At 50.4% G+C, this 16344-nt stretch carries 13 protein-coding genes and 1 riboswitch; all 13 genes read right to left on the bottom strand.

What is annotated here, in order from left to right:
• Positions 1-14: 14 nt before the first annotated feature.
• The 13 genes from upp to H583_RS35100 all read right to left on the bottom strand — a co-directional run bounded on the left by upp (position 15) and on the right by H583_RS35100 (position 16320).
• Positions 15-650, bottom strand: a complete 636-nt coding sequence (gene upp / locus H583_RS0103390) for a uracil phosphoribosyltransferase (protein ID WP_028559231.1) — start codon at positions 648-650, stop codon at positions 15-17.
• Between the two features lie 246 nt (positions 651-896).
• The gene (locus H583_RS0103385; protein ID WP_028559230.1) at positions 897-2144 is read right to left on the bottom strand and encodes a serine hydroxymethyltransferase; all 1248 of its coding nucleotides are present in this window, start codon (positions 2142-2144) and stop codon (positions 897-899) included.
• A 65-nt stretch (positions 2145-2209) separates the two neighbouring features.
• Positions 2210-2818, bottom strand: a complete 609-nt coding sequence (locus H583_RS31775) for a TIGR01440 family protein (RefSeq protein ID WP_036708311.1) — start codon at positions 2816-2818, stop codon at positions 2210-2212.
• A gap of 14 nt (positions 2819-2832) precedes the next feature.
• Positions 2833-3291 carry a ribose 5-phosphate isomerase B gene (gene rpiB, locus H583_RS0103375; RefSeq protein ID WP_028559229.1) on the bottom strand — a complete coding sequence of 153 codons (459 nt, stop codon included), beginning with the start codon at positions 3289-3291 and terminating at the stop codon, positions 2833-2835.
• A 257-nt stretch (positions 3292-3548) separates the two neighbouring features.
• A riboswitch (ZMP/ZTP riboswitch) is annotated at positions 3549-3629 on the bottom strand.
• 55 nt (positions 3630-3684) lie between these two features.
• Positions 3685-4269: a low molecular weight protein arginine phosphatase gene (locus H583_RS0103370; protein WP_028559228.1), complete on the bottom strand. Its 585-nt coding sequence runs from the start codon at positions 4267-4269 to the stop codon at positions 3685-3687.
• Between the two features lie 51 nt (positions 4270-4320).
• The gene (locus tag H583_RS0103365) at positions 4321-4881 is read right to left on the bottom strand and encodes a manganese efflux pump MntP (protein WP_028559227.1); all 561 of its coding nucleotides are present in this window, start codon (positions 4879-4881) and stop codon (positions 4321-4323) included.
• A 72-nt stretch (positions 4882-4953) separates the two neighbouring features.
• Positions 4954-6030: an L-threonylcarbamoyladenylate synthase gene (locus H583_RS0103360; RefSeq protein WP_154665792.1), complete on the bottom strand. Its 1077-nt coding sequence runs from the start codon at positions 6028-6030 to the stop codon at positions 4954-4956.
• Between the two features lie 469 nt (positions 6031-6499).
• Positions 6500-7168, bottom strand: a complete 669-nt coding sequence (gene spoIIR, locus H583_RS0103355; RefSeq protein WP_028559225.1) for a stage II sporulation protein R — start codon at positions 7166-7168, stop codon at positions 6500-6502.
• 120 nt (positions 7169-7288) lie between these two features.
• A complete protein-coding gene (locus tag H583_RS0103345) occupies positions 7289-7981 on the bottom strand; it encodes an ECF transporter S component (protein ID WP_245585832.1) in 693 nt (230 codons plus the stop codon).
• Positions 7951-9696, bottom strand: a complete 1746-nt coding sequence (locus tag H583_RS31770) for an ABC transporter ATP-binding protein (protein WP_036708308.1) — start codon at positions 9694-9696, stop codon at positions 7951-7953. Before H583_RS31770 ends, H583_RS0103345 begins: the two co-directional genes overlap by 31 nt.
• Positions 9669-10574 (bottom strand): energy-coupling factor transporter transmembrane component T, encoded by a 906-nt coding sequence (locus tag H583_RS31765; protein WP_036708306.1) that lies wholly within the window; start codon positions 10572-10574, stop codon positions 9669-9671. The genes H583_RS31770 and H583_RS31765 overlap by 28 nt, the downstream gene beginning before the upstream one ends.
• Positions 10558-11517 (bottom strand): DUF4430 domain-containing protein, encoded by a 960-nt coding sequence (locus tag H583_RS35105; protein ID WP_051235924.1) that lies wholly within the window; start codon positions 11515-11517, stop codon positions 10558-10560. The genes H583_RS31765 and H583_RS35105 overlap by 17 nt, the downstream gene beginning before the upstream one ends.
• A 180-nt stretch (positions 11518-11697) precedes the next feature.
• Complete coding sequence (locus H583_RS35100; protein WP_051235922.1) at positions 11698-16320, bottom strand: prenyltransferase/squalene oxidase repeat-containing protein; 4623 nt, start codon at positions 16318-16320, stop codon at positions 11698-11700.
• Positions 16321-16344 lie beyond the last annotated feature (24 nt).

The following is a 16344-nucleotide window of genomic DNA, read 5'->3' as shown; positions in this document are numbered from 1 at the left end:
TAATCAAGTAGCCCCTAATTATGCATGGTTCCAAACAAGCGGTCTCCAGCGTCACCCAGGCCGGGGATAATGTAGCCGTGCTCATCGAGATGACTGTCAAGCGCTGCCAAATAGATATCCACGTCTGGATGAGCTTTTTGAACGGCTTCCACACCTTCCGGCGCAGCAATCAGGCACATCAGTTTGATCTGCTTGCATCCGCGATTTTTGAGGGATTCGATCGCCGCATTGGCTGACCCGCCGGTCGCCAGCATCGGATCAAGAACAATAAGCAGACGTTCTGTTGCATCCGTAGGCAGGTTAATATAATACTCCACCGGTTGGAGCGTCTCCGGATTGCGGGCCAGCCCGATATGTCCAACCTTGGCTGATGGAATCAGCTTCAGCATTCCTTCCACCATTCCCAGGCCAGCACGCAGGATTGGGATAAGCCCTACCATACGCCCGGATACCACCTTGCTATCCGCTACCGCTACAGGCGTCTCAACCTTGATGCTGTCCAGCGGTACATCACGGGTAATTTCATAGGCCATCAGTGTCGCAACCTCATCGACCAGTTCCCGGAAATCCTTGGTGTTCGTATTCTTATCCCGGATAAATGTCATCTTATGCTGAATTAGCGGATGATCGCAAACGATCAATCTGCCCATGTGTTCGTCCTCCTTAAAACATCTGTTCAACTTTTTTATCCCAACTATTATAGCATTGTCAGGACAAGGCTGCACGAAAAACAATTTGAGAACTTTTTAACAGGAGCAAGGCTTTAAACCACATGTATGAATGACAGAGCCGGCCGTTATTGGCAGAAGTTGAAGGGAAGAATGGGGAGTAGTAAAAAAGCGCCGCCCGGAAAGTGCGGTTCCCCGCACTTAGGGCAGCGCCCAGTTAGAGTAAAGTTAGTATTTCAATGTCGGGTACAGCGGGTATTGCGCTGTCAACTCGCGAACCTTGGTTTTGGCTGCTGCCAGAACCGCTTCATCTTTGGTGTTGTGAAGCACATCAGAAATCACTTCGGCAATAACTTTCATTGCTTTCTCATCCATGCCGCGGGAAGTAGCAGCAGGCGTCCCCAAACGGATACCGCTTGTTACAAACGGACTGGTCGGATCAAATGGAATCGCATTTTTATTAACGGTGATGCCTACTGAGTCGAGCACATGCTCTGCTTCTTTACCTGTGATGTTCAGGCTGCGGGTGTCAATCAGCATCAGGTGATTGTCTGTACCGCCGGATACGATGTTCAGGCCGCGGGAGATCAGCTCTTCTGCGAGCACCTTCGCGTTTTTAACCACATTTTCGCCGTAGGTTTTGAAGGAAGGCTGAAGCGCCTCGCCAAAAGCAACTGCTTTTGCTGCCACGATGTGCATCAATGGACCGCCTTGTGTTCCCGGGAATACAGCTTTATCAATTGCTTGCGCCCATGCTTTGCGGCACAGGATCAGACCGCCACGTGGCCCGCGCAATGTTTTGTGTGTAGTTGTAGTTACAAAATGCGCATGCGGAACCGGGCTTGGATGATGCCCGGAAGCAACCAGACCTGCGATATGCGCCATATCTACCATGAACAGCGCGCCTACATCGTTTGCAATTTGGCCAAGCTTTTCGAAGTCGATAATGCGCGGATATGCGCTTGCGCCTGCAACGATCATTTTAGGGCGATGCTTGAATGCTGCCTTGCGTACTTCTTCATAATCAATTGTGTAGCTGTCTTGGCTTACGCCGTATTCAACGAAGTTGTACAGAAGGCCGGAAGCATTAACCGGGCTGCCGTGTGTCAAGTGTCCGCCATGAGCGAGGTTCATACCAAGTACAGTATCGCCAGGCTTGAGTGCCGCCAGATAAACTGCCATGTTGGCTTGAGCACCGGAGTGGGGCTGTACGTTGGCATGCTCAGCACCGAACAGCTCAATTGCGCGCTTGCGTGCAATATCCTCAGCGATGTCTACATACTCACAACCGCCATAGAAGCGTTTGCCAGGGTATCCTTCTGCATATTTGTTCGTCAGAGCGGAGCCCATTGCTTCCAGAACTGCTTCACTTACAATATTCTCGGATGCAATCAGTTCGATGTTGTCGCGCTGGCGCTGCAGCTCCAGATTAAGAGCGTGTAAAATATCTGGGTCTTGTTTACGTAAGTTTTCCATTGTTCATTCTCCTCCTGAATACGTGTTGTGGTGTGCCCGAAATGAGCAATATATTTAAAAATAAATTACATACAGGTATCATCGCGATGATTCACCGTGTGTGAATTCGCATCGGCAGAACTATCGGCTGTATAGACCGCACGTGCCCCGCCGATCAGTTTCGGCCTTGTCCATGCCATCGTTACGTGCGCCTCGCCCAACTGCCTTATCGAAGGCCTGAGCGGCACAGCTACTTTTCGCAAATGCATTCCGATGAACGTATCTCCGATATCAATGCCCGCATGAGCCTGTACCGTCTCGACCAGACATGCATTCCTCAAGTGCCGATAAGCATAGGCTGCCATTGATCCGCCCGCTCCCGGTACCGGGACCGCAGCAACTTCCTCCAGCCCATAACGCTCCGCCGCCTCACGGGGCACTACGAGCGCTCTGTTCAGATGTTCACAGCATTGAAAGACCGGGTAAAATCCAAGTTCCGCCTGAGCGGCGGCAACCCCTTCATAGATCAGCCGCGCTGTCTCCAGCGTTCCTGCCGTTCCGATATGCCGGCCCAGCACCTCACTGGTGCTGACACCAATTACAAGGAGCTGTCCGGAATTCAGTCCGCCCGCTTCTGCAAGCTCACGGACCAGGGTCTCCATCTGCAAGGCAATCTCCTGATGCTTGGTATCCATGATCTGACCGTCCTTTACGGATGAAGGCTGAACTGGTTCTCCAGCTCTTTCACCTTATTGACCCGTCCGACATGGCGCTCTCCCTCAGAGAAAGGCGTCTCCAGCCAAATACGGATAATCTCCTGGGCAACACCCGGGCCGACTACCCGCTCGCCAAGCGCCAGCATGTTGGTATCATTGTGCTCACGTGTAGCCTTGGCGGAAAATAGGTCATGCACAAGCGCACAGCGGATGCCGGGAACCTTGTTCGCCGCGATTGACATGCCGATTCCGGTACCGCAGATGAGAATACCGCGCTCAGCCGTGCCCCGGGTAACGCGATCCGCAACCGGAATCGCATAATCAGGATAATCGACAGACTGGTCGCAATTGCATCCCAGATCCTCCACTTCATGACCAAGCTCCTGAAGAAAAGGCACAATAACATCCTTCAGCCGATAGCCGGCATGATCGGCTCCAATGGCGATTTTCATCACTAAATCCCCCTCATAAGATCTGCCTGAAACGAGCATGCAGCTTGCTGCCGCATCGGGAACCCGCGGCTTGTCGCCAAGCTTTAAGTCCGGTAGTTTCTTCTGGCGTTATATGATCTTATTATACCTGATTCATCCTATCTTAAAAGACAAGAATTACTGGCTCATTTCCCCGTCACCGGGCGAGCCCGTGCTGTGAACCTGCAAAAAGGCCCCAAAAAGACGAAAAAGAGCAAGCGTGCAGAATGCACACGCAAGCTCTTTGCCCAGGCGACCGGCCGTATATTCCGGTGCTCCATCGTGGTTACCCACTCTCGTCGCCAGTTACACCGGATCTGTCTTTGTTCTCTTCATCATAACGGAATTCAGGATCAAAATCAATCTTTCTTCTGTCTAATTTTCCCCAGTGCGAAGCTTAATCAGCAGACGCTCAAGCAATTGTGCAATTTCATTCGCTGCCTGCCCATAACGGGTGAGTGAACCCCCAAAAGGATCAGCAATATCGAAGCCGGGAATACGTCTTTCAAGTTCAAGCAGGCGCTGCCGCTGCTCATCGCTAAGCTTTATGCCCAAAGCCTGATTCATATGCAGCTCGGTATATAGCGCCTCCAGCTCTGCAATATCATTCAATATTCCAGAATCGTTCTCTACATACTCCTTTAAGGTATAAGCCTTGTCTACAGCCTGCGGATATCGTTCCAGCAGGTGGCGTTTATGCCCTGTGGTCATCGTTAATATCAAATCCGCCCATGCAATTGATTCAGAGGTCACCGCTCTCGACGAACCTGAATGGGAGACTTTCATCGCAGAGAGTGTCTGCACGGCATTAGGGGATACGGGAAGCCCATCCACCGTTGATACGCCTGCAGATCGGGTTTCGACAGACAGCCCTGCGGCAGCGGCCTTATGTCTGAGCAGCGCCTCCGCCATCGGGCTCCGGCATGTATTACCTGTACATACAAACAAGATGCGTTTCACGCTGCGCGCCCCCTTCTTGTTCCATCATTTATTATCATCTTACCCTTTTTATTATAATAAAAACATGACCCCGAAAGCGAGCAAAACAATCCCCCCGCACGCCTCCCCGTACTCGCCCAAATTGTGGCTTACGCGTCTGCCCAGAAGCAGACCCAGTACGGACATCAGCCCGCCAAACAGCCCGAACAGGATCACAGTCATCATCATATCCGTATTAAACATCCCAAGTGAAACGCCCACCGAGAACGAATCTATACTTACACTGAGGGCAAATATGAGCATGCCCCACAGTGTACGGTGATTAAAAGAAGGCACCGCATCCCCGCGGAGAGAGCTGTATATCATATGGCCCCCAAGCAAAATAAGCAGCCCGCCGGCTGCCACCACGGTCACATCCCCAAGGATTGAGCTCATATAACCACCGGTAAAAATCCCCGCCAGCGGCATTAAAATATGAAACAGGCCAATTATGAAACTAAGCTTCAAAATATCGAGGAGACGGATTCCTTTCATCCCTATGCCGATCCCAAGCGAGAAAGCGTCCATGCCAAGCGCAACAGCCATAAAAAGTATGGTCAAAAATTGGCCCGCATACGCGTTTGCTTCTATCATCTGTATTCCCCCTTGTCCGCTTCTCTCTCATTCATATGCGGACAGGTTGGGGATCATGACGATGCAGCAGGTTTAGACAAGCTGGACCTGATTGGAGGCGGCTTTGAGAAGACGGTTCATTAAGGCCTCGCCGATTCCTTCCGTCTTGCAAGCCTCTGCCCAGATTAAATCGATGTTCCGGGTATCAAATTCACGAAGTGCCGCGTACAGTCCTCTGGCTGCAGACTCAAGGTCGGACAAGCTGCCGCAGGAGATGACCAGATCAGCTTCATAATTATGCGTATGTTCGTCAAATGCGAGCACACCGGTTCGTTCGCCACGAATCCGGGCAGCAGCAAGCTCGCGCCGAATATGCCTTTGTACCCGCTCCGGCTCTCCGTCCACGACCCGTACACTCCCTCGCGGCGCATAATGCTTGTACTTCATGCCGGGAGAGCGCGGGGCCGCTTCAGCTCCCGGAGGGGAGGCAGCGTCATCCTCCTCAAGAACCGTCCCAATCTCCTGCAGCGCCTCGCGCGATATCCCTCCAGGGCGCAGAATACGGATCGCTTCCCCAGACGGTCCTTGTGCAATTTCAACAACTGTAGATTCCAGCCCGACACCTGCAGCTCCCCCGTCTACCAGGCCGTCGATACTGCCGGACAAGTCCTCGGCTACATGCTCTGCAAGCGTAGGACTCGGACGTCCTGAACGATTTGCGCTCGGCGCAGCGATCGGGCAGCCGGATGCCTCAATAAGGCGAAGCGCCGTCTCATGCTGAGGCATCCGCACGCCTAATGTGTCTAGTCCGGCCGTAACCAAATGCGATACAGCCCCCTCCTTCACCGGAAGCACAATAGTTAAGGGCCCCGGCCAAAACCGCTTCATCAGCTGGTCTGCCAGCGCCCCCCATGGCTCCACCAGCGGCAGAAGCTGACTGGACGATGCAATGTGGACAATAAGCGGATTATCTGATGGCCGCCCTTTGGCCTGAAATATTTTGGCTACAGCATCCGGATTGCGCGCATCCGCTCCAAGGCCATAGACCGTTTCCGTAGGAAAAGCAACAGTTTTACCGTTCTTGAGCATAACCGCTGCCTCTGCGATCGCCTGCCTGTTCGACTCCCCGTCCTGATGGAGCTGCCAGATGCGGGTATTTATTGGTTCCACTTCGCACTCATCCTTTTATATTAAAAATACAATCGTAAAGACTGCCTCCATAAAGGGACAGTCTTGTTTTACGCAGATATATCGTATAAAACTTCAGTTGAATTCATTGAATTTTGCTTAGGGTTGCTGCTGACTGTATGGATTAAGCCAGAAAACTCTGGCATCTATGATCGGTTAACAAGTAGTAATTATATCATAAATAAGGGTCCTTCGCGGCTAAACGGCAATATGGCCGGCAAACCTTGTCCGGCTCATAACCAAGGCTGCTGGCTCCAGGATAGTAACTGTTGTTGTAACCGGAGTTTTGATCACACTAGGGGCTGGCTTCCAACCGTAAAGGCGGCTCGTCTGATGGAACGAAGACGTTGTCCGCCTTAGTGCTAAACGCAATATCTGCTTTTGGAGCTGCCAGCAGTCGGCCTGATGCATCGCCAATTAACAGTTTAGACTACCAACACCGCCGGTACGTCTAGAAAAGATTTTTAAAAAAATCTGCAACCGACTCTATCATTTCCACGAAGAAAAACTTCACTTCCGGCGCTTGTGCTTCGGATGCGTCCGCAGCATGATCTGCTGCAACACCATCTTGGGACTCGAGAGCCGCTGCCGAGGCCGTCGCCTCGCCGCTTACACCATCTACAAAGCAGAGGGGCGGAAACAGGACGCACCACCAGTTCTGTCCATCACCGCTGCCAAGCGTAATCCGCAAAGCCTCGTAATCTCCAGCCGGATAGACGGTTTTACCGTACATTTTGGTAGGGAACGGCACGACCCCGAGCTCTACCTGATATCCGTACTTGAAGCCGCGGGCCTCCAGCACTTTGCCAACAATTTGCTCCAGCTCATGAAGACGGGATTTAATCGTCAGGCGTGCCTGTTCGATCGTCTGCGGGCCTTGGGCCCAGCTTGTCATTTGCTCTACGATTGCATCACGGACATGACGTTTTACAGCCTGATCCTGGGGAGAGTCCGAGTTCGCCAGCACACGCAGCCGGATCGACTCCTCGGGGATATCTCCATTCACCACTGCCGCATCGATACGATGCCCTTCCCAGCTCATCAAAAGAATAGCAAGAACAAATACCAGAAGGCCGAACGACTTGCGAAAAGAATTACGGGTATGATTGCGGATTACCATATGACACACAAGCTCCTCTCATCCGCACCCGTCGGTGCGCCGCTTGCGTTCCGGAACGTCTATGTCCCTAGTATGTCCGCCTGCCTGTTCTTTAAACCTATCAATCTCAAAAACTTTCAATCACGAATCCTCTTGAAGCACCCCGTACTTGACCTTCATCCGGGTCAAAATCTTGATCCATCGTGCGGCAAAGAGTCCCAGGAAAAAGACATTGCTCAGCGCGTGTGCCAGGTCAAAATAAAAGCTCGCCGCATAAGCCATGGCAAAGGTATGCCAGGTCATCTCTCCAAAATAGCCGATGATATACCAGATGTTCATAATCCAGCCGAACAGAAAACCCCAGACAAAGCCAAACGCCACTCTGCCAAAGCGCGTCCCCATCCAAAGCTGATGGCGCAGCAGTCCGGCGCTAAAGCCCATCATGCCCCAGCAAAACATTTGCCAGGGCGTCCACGGCCCCTGCCCCAGAAACAAATTGGATACCACTGCGGCGACACTGCCGACAATAAAGCCTACCTCCGGCCCCAGCACCAGCGCGCTGACAATGATAACAAAGGAGGTCGGCTGGACACTGGGGAGCGATACGAACGGGACTCTTCCCACAGCGGCAATTGCCGCCATCATCGCAATCATGACCATGCTTTCGGCATGAAATGACTTGCGCTCGAAGCGGACCCAGAAGGGGATCATTACAGCCAGAATCATGATGATACTCAGCGGAAGGTAATATTCCTCCCGCCACAATGCCGCAATGAGCAGCACAAAAGCGATCGCAAAACCGCTTAAATAGAGCGCCCGGCGAATGCCTGCCACCTGTTAATCACATCCTCTTCCGTAACCAGCTTTGGCCAATGCTCCCCAGCCACACGCTGGATTACCGTTGTGTAGAAATAATTTTGCTGAAAGAAGGAGGCTGTATCTTCCGGTCCGATCACTGTTCCGTTAAACAGCATCGCGCTCCGGGTTGCATGGCGGGCAGCAAACTCCACATCATGGCTAACCATCAAGATGGTACGGCTGCCTTGAAGCCATTTCTTTAACAGCTCCGCAAACGTTTCCTTCTGATACGGGTCAAGCCCTTTGGTCGGTTCGTCCAGCAGCAGCAGTTCAGGATCAGCGAGCAAAACAAGCGCCAGAGCGGTCTTTTGCTGTTGGCCGCCGCTAATATCGTAAGGATGATGGTTCAGTATCGGCTCCAGTCCGAACAGTGATACCATCTCCTCCAGACGTCGTGTCTGCTCCGCTTCAGGCAAGTCAAGCCGACGCAGCCGTTCCTCCAGCAGTTCCCGAACTGTATCCCGGTTAAAATAAAGCAGCGGATTCTGCGCGAGATAGCCAATGCGGGCGATACGCTCCTTCTCCTTCCACTTGGACAACGGCTTTCCGTCCAATTCTACCTGGCCCCGTTGTGGCTTAAGCAGATGGGCAAGCACGCGCAGCAATGTCGATTTCCCCGCTCCATTCCCCCCCATTAGCGCCATCATCTCCCCTTTGCGAACCTCAAAGGAGCAGCCGTGAAGCAGGAAGGGCGAGTCCTTCTCATATTGAAAAAAGAGCGACCGGCACGCGAGCATAATGTCCTTTGCAGGAGAAGAATTGCTAATGCGAAGCTGCTCTCTGCTTGTGGCATGCGTAATTGCCGAAAGTGGAAGGACATCATCATCTCCAGTTGTTGCTTGGTCGCTATGCTCCCCTGCCATTTGCGCCATCCATGTCTTTCCTTCCTTAACGGTAAGCGGAATGGTCCCGTAGTGCTGACCCGGCCACAACAATGCGATTCTGCTGACAGCCGGAAGGAAAGCCCTTGCTTCCTCATCGCCACTACTCCACACATTTGCAATAACCTGGCGTGCAGAACCGGCATATTTCAACCGGCCGTGGTCGAACAGGCACACCTGTGTCGCGAGTGGAAAAACATCTTCCAGTCGGTGCTCTGCAATAACAACGGTTAAAGACAACTCCTGATTAAGACGGTGCAGCACTTGAAGAAACTCCTTGGCTGCAATCGGATCGAGCTGGGCAGTAGGCTCATCCAGCAACAGTACCTTCGGCCTCAACATCAGCACTGAAGCCAGATTAAGCAGCTGTTTTTGCCCGCCGGAAAGCTCATGCACAGACTGTCTAAGCCATCCTTCCATGCCCAGAAAGGAGACCATCTCCGCCATCCGGCGCTGGATTACGGCAGGGGGCAGGCCCAGATTTTCCAGTCCAAAAGCAAGCTCTTGTTCCACCGTCCCCATTACGATTTGGGCTTCCGGATCCTGAAACACCATGCCAATCTCTGAGGCTGCCCGCTGTGGCGGAAGCTCTTCAAGCGGCAAGCCATCATATCGGAAGACTCCGGTCCGCTTGCCCTCCGGCCAGATTTCACGCTTCAGGTGCCGGATGAAGGTGGTCTTGCCCGAACCGGTCGAACCGCAGAGAACGACGAACTCCCCCTCTGCGATGTCCATCGATATACCGCTCAGTGAAGAAGTTTCCTGCTCAGGGAACGTAAAAGTTACATCCTGGATCTGATAGTGCGCCATCTCATCACCTCTCTGACATCCATTACAACCGGCACCAGTAAAAAGCCGGCAAAGCAGGCGTAATGCAATAATGTAAAATAGGAAGCATCCGGGGGCAGCAGCTTGGGATATACAGAATAGCGTCCGCAGCCAAGCATGGCTCCAACCAGGGTCAACAGCCCAGTAGCAGCCATCCAGCCGAGCACCTGCCAGTCCCGCCGCTCCATCCGGTAGACGATTGCCGAGCTTCGTTTGCCAAGCCCGTAACCCCTGGAGCGCATCGACATACCCGTCTGAAGTGCTTCTTCCAGCGACCAGCTGACAAGTGTGTGCATCGTCTCCATGGCTTCTTTAGCTTGCAGCCATTTCTTCTTTTTATATAAAAAATATCCCTGTGATTTCTGCACCCGGATAATCTCTTGAATCCGGCGCTTCAGCAAAGGGACAAACCGCATCGCTACGGTGATGACAAATACAGTGCGCGGCGCAAACCTCGCAAACAAATACAGGAACCGGTTCGGGGTAACAATGCTGTTGTAGCCGATAAAGCCGATAAGCACAGCGAGCAGCGACATTGCAAACAACGCTCCATAGGCAATCGCCTCAAGCGTAACCGGCAAATCCCGGAAATAGAACAATATTGTCCTGCCACGGCTGGTTAGCAGCGGATTGCTGATAAAAATGATGAGCGCAAGCAGCAGGTAATAGGGCAGCGGCTTAACAAGTCCGCGCCCTCCATCTTGCAAAATGGCAATGGCAATCGCCACCGCCAGCACTGTCAACAAATAGAGCGGATGCTTCAGCATGACTGCCGCTCCAAAAACGAAAACAAAATAAACGAAGCTTATGGCCGGATGAAGCGAATAGAAGCCGCCGGGCCATTTATTCTTCTTTTCCATCCCATAAACCGCCCATCTCTACGCCAAGGTCTTTGCCCAGATCTTCCGTATAGCGCCACTCAATTTTGTCTCCCGGCTTGACTGGCCATACACCCGCGCCGCGGTTTGGATATTTGCCGTTCATGTTGAACATCCACCCGCTGCCGGAGCCGTAATCAAATTCGTAAATATTGTCGATGCCTTCAATATAGGCGGTTGCGCCTCTGCCGCGGAACTCCATATGAATCTTGTTCGCGCGCGTGACCCGCTTGAGCACATCCAGCACCGTATCGTCCTTCTCCATCTTGACCTCGGTTGTCTTCAGGATTTCCCCGACATCGGAAGGGCCAACTATGGTGAAAAGCACCGTATCCTGCTTAACGGCTGCTGGTGGCTTTGTTTCTTTGCCGCCGGAAGTTTGGGACGGCTTAGTACCGGCATTGGTGCTCCCTGGCTTGCCTGTATTGGTGTCAGCCGGGGCTGTTGAATCTGCAGGCTTGGACGTTTTTACTGTCCCGGAGGCTGGTTTTTCAGAAGAAGCAGGGGCTGACTGATCTGCCGGCTTGGAGGTTCCGCTTGCGGAGCCTGTATGATTTTCGGAGGATTTTGCCCCCTCTTTCGCTGGTTCACCTTGTGCAGGGGAGCCGCCGTTTTTTCCGCCAACTAATGCCTCTTTATTCCCCTCCGGTGATTCTTTTGAGTCGTTAACGGCCTGCTGACCAGACGAAACCGGGGTTTCCTCTGTGTTTACAGCCTTATCCCCTGTCCCTTTTGCAGGCTGCTCGTCAGACATGGTATCAGAGCCGCCAGCTGCCTTCTGCTGGTCCCCGCTGCCGCTATTACCTCTCTGATCATCGCCCTGTTGCAATTCTTGCCCGTCAACAGCAGCATTGGTCACCTGATTGTCCCGGCCGGATAATGGCTCCGGCTGTCCGGCAGAGCAGCCTGCCAATATGGCTATCAACAGGATAAGAACTGCTGTGAGAAGGAGGTAGCGTCGTTCTATTCTATGCAATTTCGTAGTCGCCTCCATTCTTGAGTTTGTAGTCGATAAACCTGATGAACCAGGAAAAAGAGACATTTCGTCTCTTTTCCTGTGGACTCTATACTTGCATAATTGTAAATTTCGCAAAAGATTAATCGCCTAAGCGGCCTGTTGATCAGACTGGTAGAATTGCATCAGAATGAACACTGCAAGTTCGCGGGATACATGTCCTGCCGGATTAAATGCACCGTTCTCCCCGGCCATAATGCCTGCCTCATAGAGATAAGTAACTGCCGGAGCGGCCCATGGGGATACCTTCAGCAAATCCGCGGGCAGCTTGGCATTTGTCTGCCTTGCATCAGCAAAGCCTAATGCCCGGCCCAGCATAACCGCCATTTCCTCACGCGTGATCGCTTCATCCGGCCTGAAAGCGCCTGTTCCAGAGCCCGTAACAATTCCGGCCTTGCCGGCTGCAACAATGGATCCTGTATACCAGCGGCCTTTCATTACATCAGTGTATACCGAATCCGCCTGCTCTTCAATCTTTAATCCCAAATAGCGAACCAGTACAGCTGCAAACTCAGCACGCGTCATTTCATGCTGAGGCATAAATTGCGCAGAAGCACCTGTTCCCTGCACAAATCCTGCTGCTGCTGCCTTGCGGACCGCATCGACTGCCCATGTTGAGATACCCGTTTCATCCTTAAATGCCTTGGATGTGTCTGGCTGCCCTTCGCCTCCAGTACCGGTCTTGCGAATATCCGAAAAGTCATAGAGCGCCTTTTCCTTTTGCAAGAAACGCTTATGGGCAAGCAAGCCCAGCAGTCCCTGATGGGTCGCCATGTAGTTGCTGTCTCCGCCAACATTATGCGCGATTCCGCCATCCGCATTTACGAAGCCAAGCAGATTGCTGTACAAGTTGCCTTTTTCCTTCACGAAACGTTTGTCATCCAGTGGAATTCCCAGTGCAGACAAGGCTATGATGACCTGAGATACACTTTCACTGTTTTCTTTGCCCCAAGCATTCATGCCGCCGTTTTGCAATTGCTGCTTGGACAGCCATTCCAGGGCTTTATCTGTAGCTTGCTTTACCTTATCTTGCTGCTGATAGCCCGCAAGCGCTTGAAGGGCCATTGCCGTGACATCCACATCGCTATCACCATCCTGCTCCTTGCTGAGCGGGAAGCCGCCGTCTTCATTTTGTTGGGTCAGAAGCCAATCGACTAGACGTTCACGATCCCATTTGGCATTAGACGGTATAATAACACCGCTAGCATCGAGTGCAATAAGAGCATAGATTACGCCATTAGACCCTTGAGCCGTCATCCGCTCATTGTTATAAATCTTTTCAAGAAAATCATATCCCGCGATCGAAGAGGGATCCTTGCCAATTGCAGCTACCGCCATTACAGTACGCTCATAGTCCGTTACCTTACGGAATTTGCCTTCCACTTCTCGTACGTAATTCTCCAGTGTAGTAAGATATATGGCCGGAACCACCTTGCCAGAACGTACTAAAGCCATGACATCCCAGTCATGAAACGGATCATAGGTTCCAAAATCCGTATTTTTCAAAATCCAATCAGCTGATTTATTGATCGTTTCGATAATCTTTTCAGGTAATTGCGTTTTGATATCCGGTTTAGAGGGATTAGGCTTTTCCTCGGTCCCGTTATTTTTCACTAAAACTAATTTTTTCTGAGCTGCACTTAACTCTTTTAGAAGTTTTACAAGTTCAAGACTCTGATCATCACTCTCATTAACCGCTTTTTCTGCCAACGAAATTACTCTTAGCAGCTCACTCCATGACGAAGCCGTGTAATCCGACTCAGTCAGACCTTTAAGCTCGTTTATTTTCTTTTTTAGCGCCTCTTTGTTTTGAGGTCCGATAACAGAGTCATACCCTCCGATATCCTTCCCCAGATCTTTTGTATATCTCCATCTTAAGATGTCACCATCCCGCAGATACTTGGTGCCCGCGCTATGTGAAGGATAAATGTCATTTACCGAATACATCCAACCGCTATAAAGACCATGATCAAATTCATAAAGCCCGTCAATACCTTGAACATAGAGAGATTCACCGGAGCCTATTGAACTAACAGAGACTCCTTTCTCCGAAGCATACCGCTTCATTAAAGTAAAAGCTGTGTCGCCGGTTTGAAGCGAAACGTTGACAGGTTCAGTAATATAACCTTGACCGATCGATATTTTTTCGATAGATAGCTTTACCGATGCGGAACTGCCACCATTCCCGCCCCCCGGAGATGGAGTACCCGGTCCTGGTTCGGACGGAATATCCTTTAGACTGTAGGTGATAAAATCTGTAAAATGATTTGTCTTAACGATTAAATTACCATTTTCCGCATACGCATACTCGTTAAGAGAACTACCCGGACCTTTCGGTATATTATGAAACTTCCCAGCAGAGTCCACATATCCTGCAAGAAGTTTCTCTTGTCCTTTGAAAGTCAGGGTCACCGTCTCATTGAAATTAATAGGAGAAGAGCCGCCAACACGGATTGCTGTTTTAATTTCATTAACTTTTGCTGTTCCTGATTGCTTTTCAATTTGCTCTTTAATTGGTTCCAAATCCAGTACCGCCTTGACTGGCAAAAGCAACTTTCCGTTCCAATCCTCAGAAAGCACCTCAACCGGCGGCATATTCAAGCCAATAGTACCATAGTTCACCTCGATTGCAGGCAGTGTGGTACTTAAAGGTCTAATATAAACGGGACTATTATTGTCTTGTGGCAGTGTGATATTCAGTGTCTCCACATTATTTCCAATATTAAGCACAAGTTTTGTGCCTATTTGTTCAGCATCGAGGTCCAGATTCGCATATTGTTCTGTTACATTAAGAACAGACTCCTGTGGCTCCTCAGGTTCTGTTATATCCGTCATATCATAAAGCTTGTTCTGCCCATTTAGAAAACGCTCATAGGCACTAAGTGCCATCAAGCCTTGGTGAGTAGCAATATAATTGCTCTGTTGTCCCACTATATGCTCAAAACCACCATCAGAAGAAATATGTTTAATAAGGGCGTCTAATACATTACCTTCTTTTTTTACAAACCTTTCATCCAGTGGATCAATCCCTAAGCTGGTTAGGGCAATAATAACCTGTGCCGAACTTTCACTGCTTTCAACATTCCCAAATTCAAAACCGCCATTGCTTGTTTGAGCTTTAGACAGCCATTCAACTGCGCTCTCAGCTGCCGACTTGACCTCATCCCGACTGATATAATTTGATAATGCCTGTAAAGCCATAGCCGTTGTATCAACATCACCAGCACTGCTAAGAGCAAAGCCCCCGTCTTCCTGCTGATAGCTTAGCAGGCGCTCAATAAGCTTATCCCTCGTCCATAACGCATCATCAGGTACAAATGAGTTTTTTAAGTCAAGGGCAATCAACGCATAGGTCGTTGCGTTCGCCGCCTGCTTGTCGAGACGGTCGTGGTTATACACACCCGCTATAAAGTTATAACCTGCTATATTTTCAGGGTCAAATCCTGTAGCGGTAATTCCAATAACCATTCGCTCTACATCCGTTGCATTCCGGAAAGAACCTTTTTTGCCAACAATATAGCTTTCTAATACCGGGTAGTAATCATCCGGAACTTTAATTCCCGCTCTGGAAAGAGCGACTGCATCCCAATCATTAAAATTATCCTGTTGTTTAAAATTCCGGTTCGTCAGTATCCACTCGCCAGCCTTGTTAATGCGCTCGCGGATAGTCGGGGGCTCAGCCTCTTCCTCAGGAGTCGAAGGTTCCTGTATAGGTAATATATCTGTCATATCATACAACTTGTTTTCGCCATTCAAGAAACGGTCATAGGCACTTAATGCCATAAGCCCCTGATGAGTCGCCATATAATTGCTTCTGCCATCTAAAGTATGTTTAATTCCATCATCTTCAGCAAAAAAACGGATAAGAGCTTCCGCCATATTTCCGTTTGGTTTGACAAACTGGGGATCTAACGGATCTAACCCGAGGCTTGTTAACGCAATAATAACCTGAGAAATACTCTCACTGCTTTCTGACCCCCAGGATTTGAACCCGCCGTTGGCCTGTTGCGCTGTAGAAAGCCAGGCAATCGCACGCCCTACACTAGTCTTCACGAGATCATCATCCATATAGTTGGATAATGCCTGCAATGCCATTGCAGTTATATCTACGTCTCGCGAGAAGCTTCCATCGACTTGTTGAAAGCTCAAAAGGCGTGTAACAAGCTTCTCTCTTGTCCATAAAGCATCATCAGGAACAGGAGATTTTTTCAAATCCAACGCGATCAATGCATAAGTCGCCGCATTCGCAGGCTGGCTTGTGATGTTCGCATGATTGTAGATACCTTCAATAAAATTAAACCCTGCAATGTTTGCCGGGTCCTGACCAGCCGCCGTAATGCCAATAACCATTCTCTCTACATCGGTTGCCACATTGAAAATACCATTTTTGCTTACAATATAACTCTCTAGAACCGGGTAGTAATCCTCAGGCAAATCGTATCCTGCCCTTGAGAGAGCGGCAATATCCCAATCATTAAAATTGTTCTGAACTTTAAAATTACGATTTTTATAAATCCAGCCGGCTGCTTTGTCCATCCAGGTACGCAGCTCTATTTGCTGTGCCGCCCTCGTCGACTCGCCCTCCAGATTACTTAATGCCAACGAGTCTGTTTTTAAATCTGAAGCAAAAGCTGCCACAGGATACAGGGCTGCCAGCAGCAAGTGAATAGTTAACCATAGCGCTAATGTTTTTTTCATAAATGTTGCTTTCATACTCACGATCCTTTCTCCTTTTAT

The sequence above is a fragment of the Paenibacillus pinihumi DSM 23905 = JCM 16419 genome (assembly GCF_000422505.1).
In the GTDB taxonomy this organism is placed as follows: Bacteria; Bacillota; Bacilli; order Paenibacillales; family Paenibacillaceae; genus Paenibacillus_D; species Paenibacillus_D pinihumi.
Note: the sequence above shows the minus strand (reverse complement) of the source record. Positions and strands in the feature narration are given on the sequence as shown.

What these genes read in the sequence shown, in the direction of transcription:
- upp (WP_028559231.1), bottom strand. Translation starts at nt 650, where the DNA reads ATGGGCAGATTGATCGTTTGCGATCATCCGCTAATTCAGCATAAGATG.
- H583_RS0103385 (WP_028559230.1), bottom strand. Translation starts at nt 2,144, where the DNA reads ATGGAAAACTTACGTAAACAAGACCCAGATATTTTACACGCTCTTAAT.
- H583_RS31775 (WP_036708311.1), bottom strand. Translation starts at nt 2,818, where the DNA reads ATGGATACCAAGCATCAGGAGATTGCCTTGCAGATGGAGACCCTGGTC.
- rpiB (WP_028559229.1), bottom strand. Translation starts at nt 3,291, where the DNA reads ATGAAAATCGCCATTGGAGCCGATCATGCCGGCTATCGGCTGAAGGAT.
- H583_RS0103365 (WP_028559227.1), bottom strand. Translation starts at nt 4,881, where the DNA reads ATGATAGAAGCAAACGCGTATGCGGGCCAATTTTTGACCATACTTTTT.
- spoIIR (WP_028559225.1), bottom strand. Translation starts at nt 7,168, where the DNA reads ATGGTAATCCGCAATCATACCCGTAATTCTTTTCGCAAGTCGTTCGGC.
- H583_RS31770 (WP_036708308.1), bottom strand. Translation starts at nt 9,696, where the DNA reads ATGGCGCACTATCAGATCCAGGATGTAACTTTTACGTTCCCTGAGCAG.
- H583_RS31765 (WP_036708306.1), bottom strand. Translation starts at nt 10,574, where the DNA reads ATGGAAAAGAAGAATAAATGGCCCGGCGGCTTCTATTCGCTTCATCCG.
- H583_RS35100 (WP_051235922.1), bottom strand. Translation starts at nt 16,320, where the DNA reads ATGAAAGCAACATTTATGAAAAAAACATTAGCGCTATGGTTAACTATT.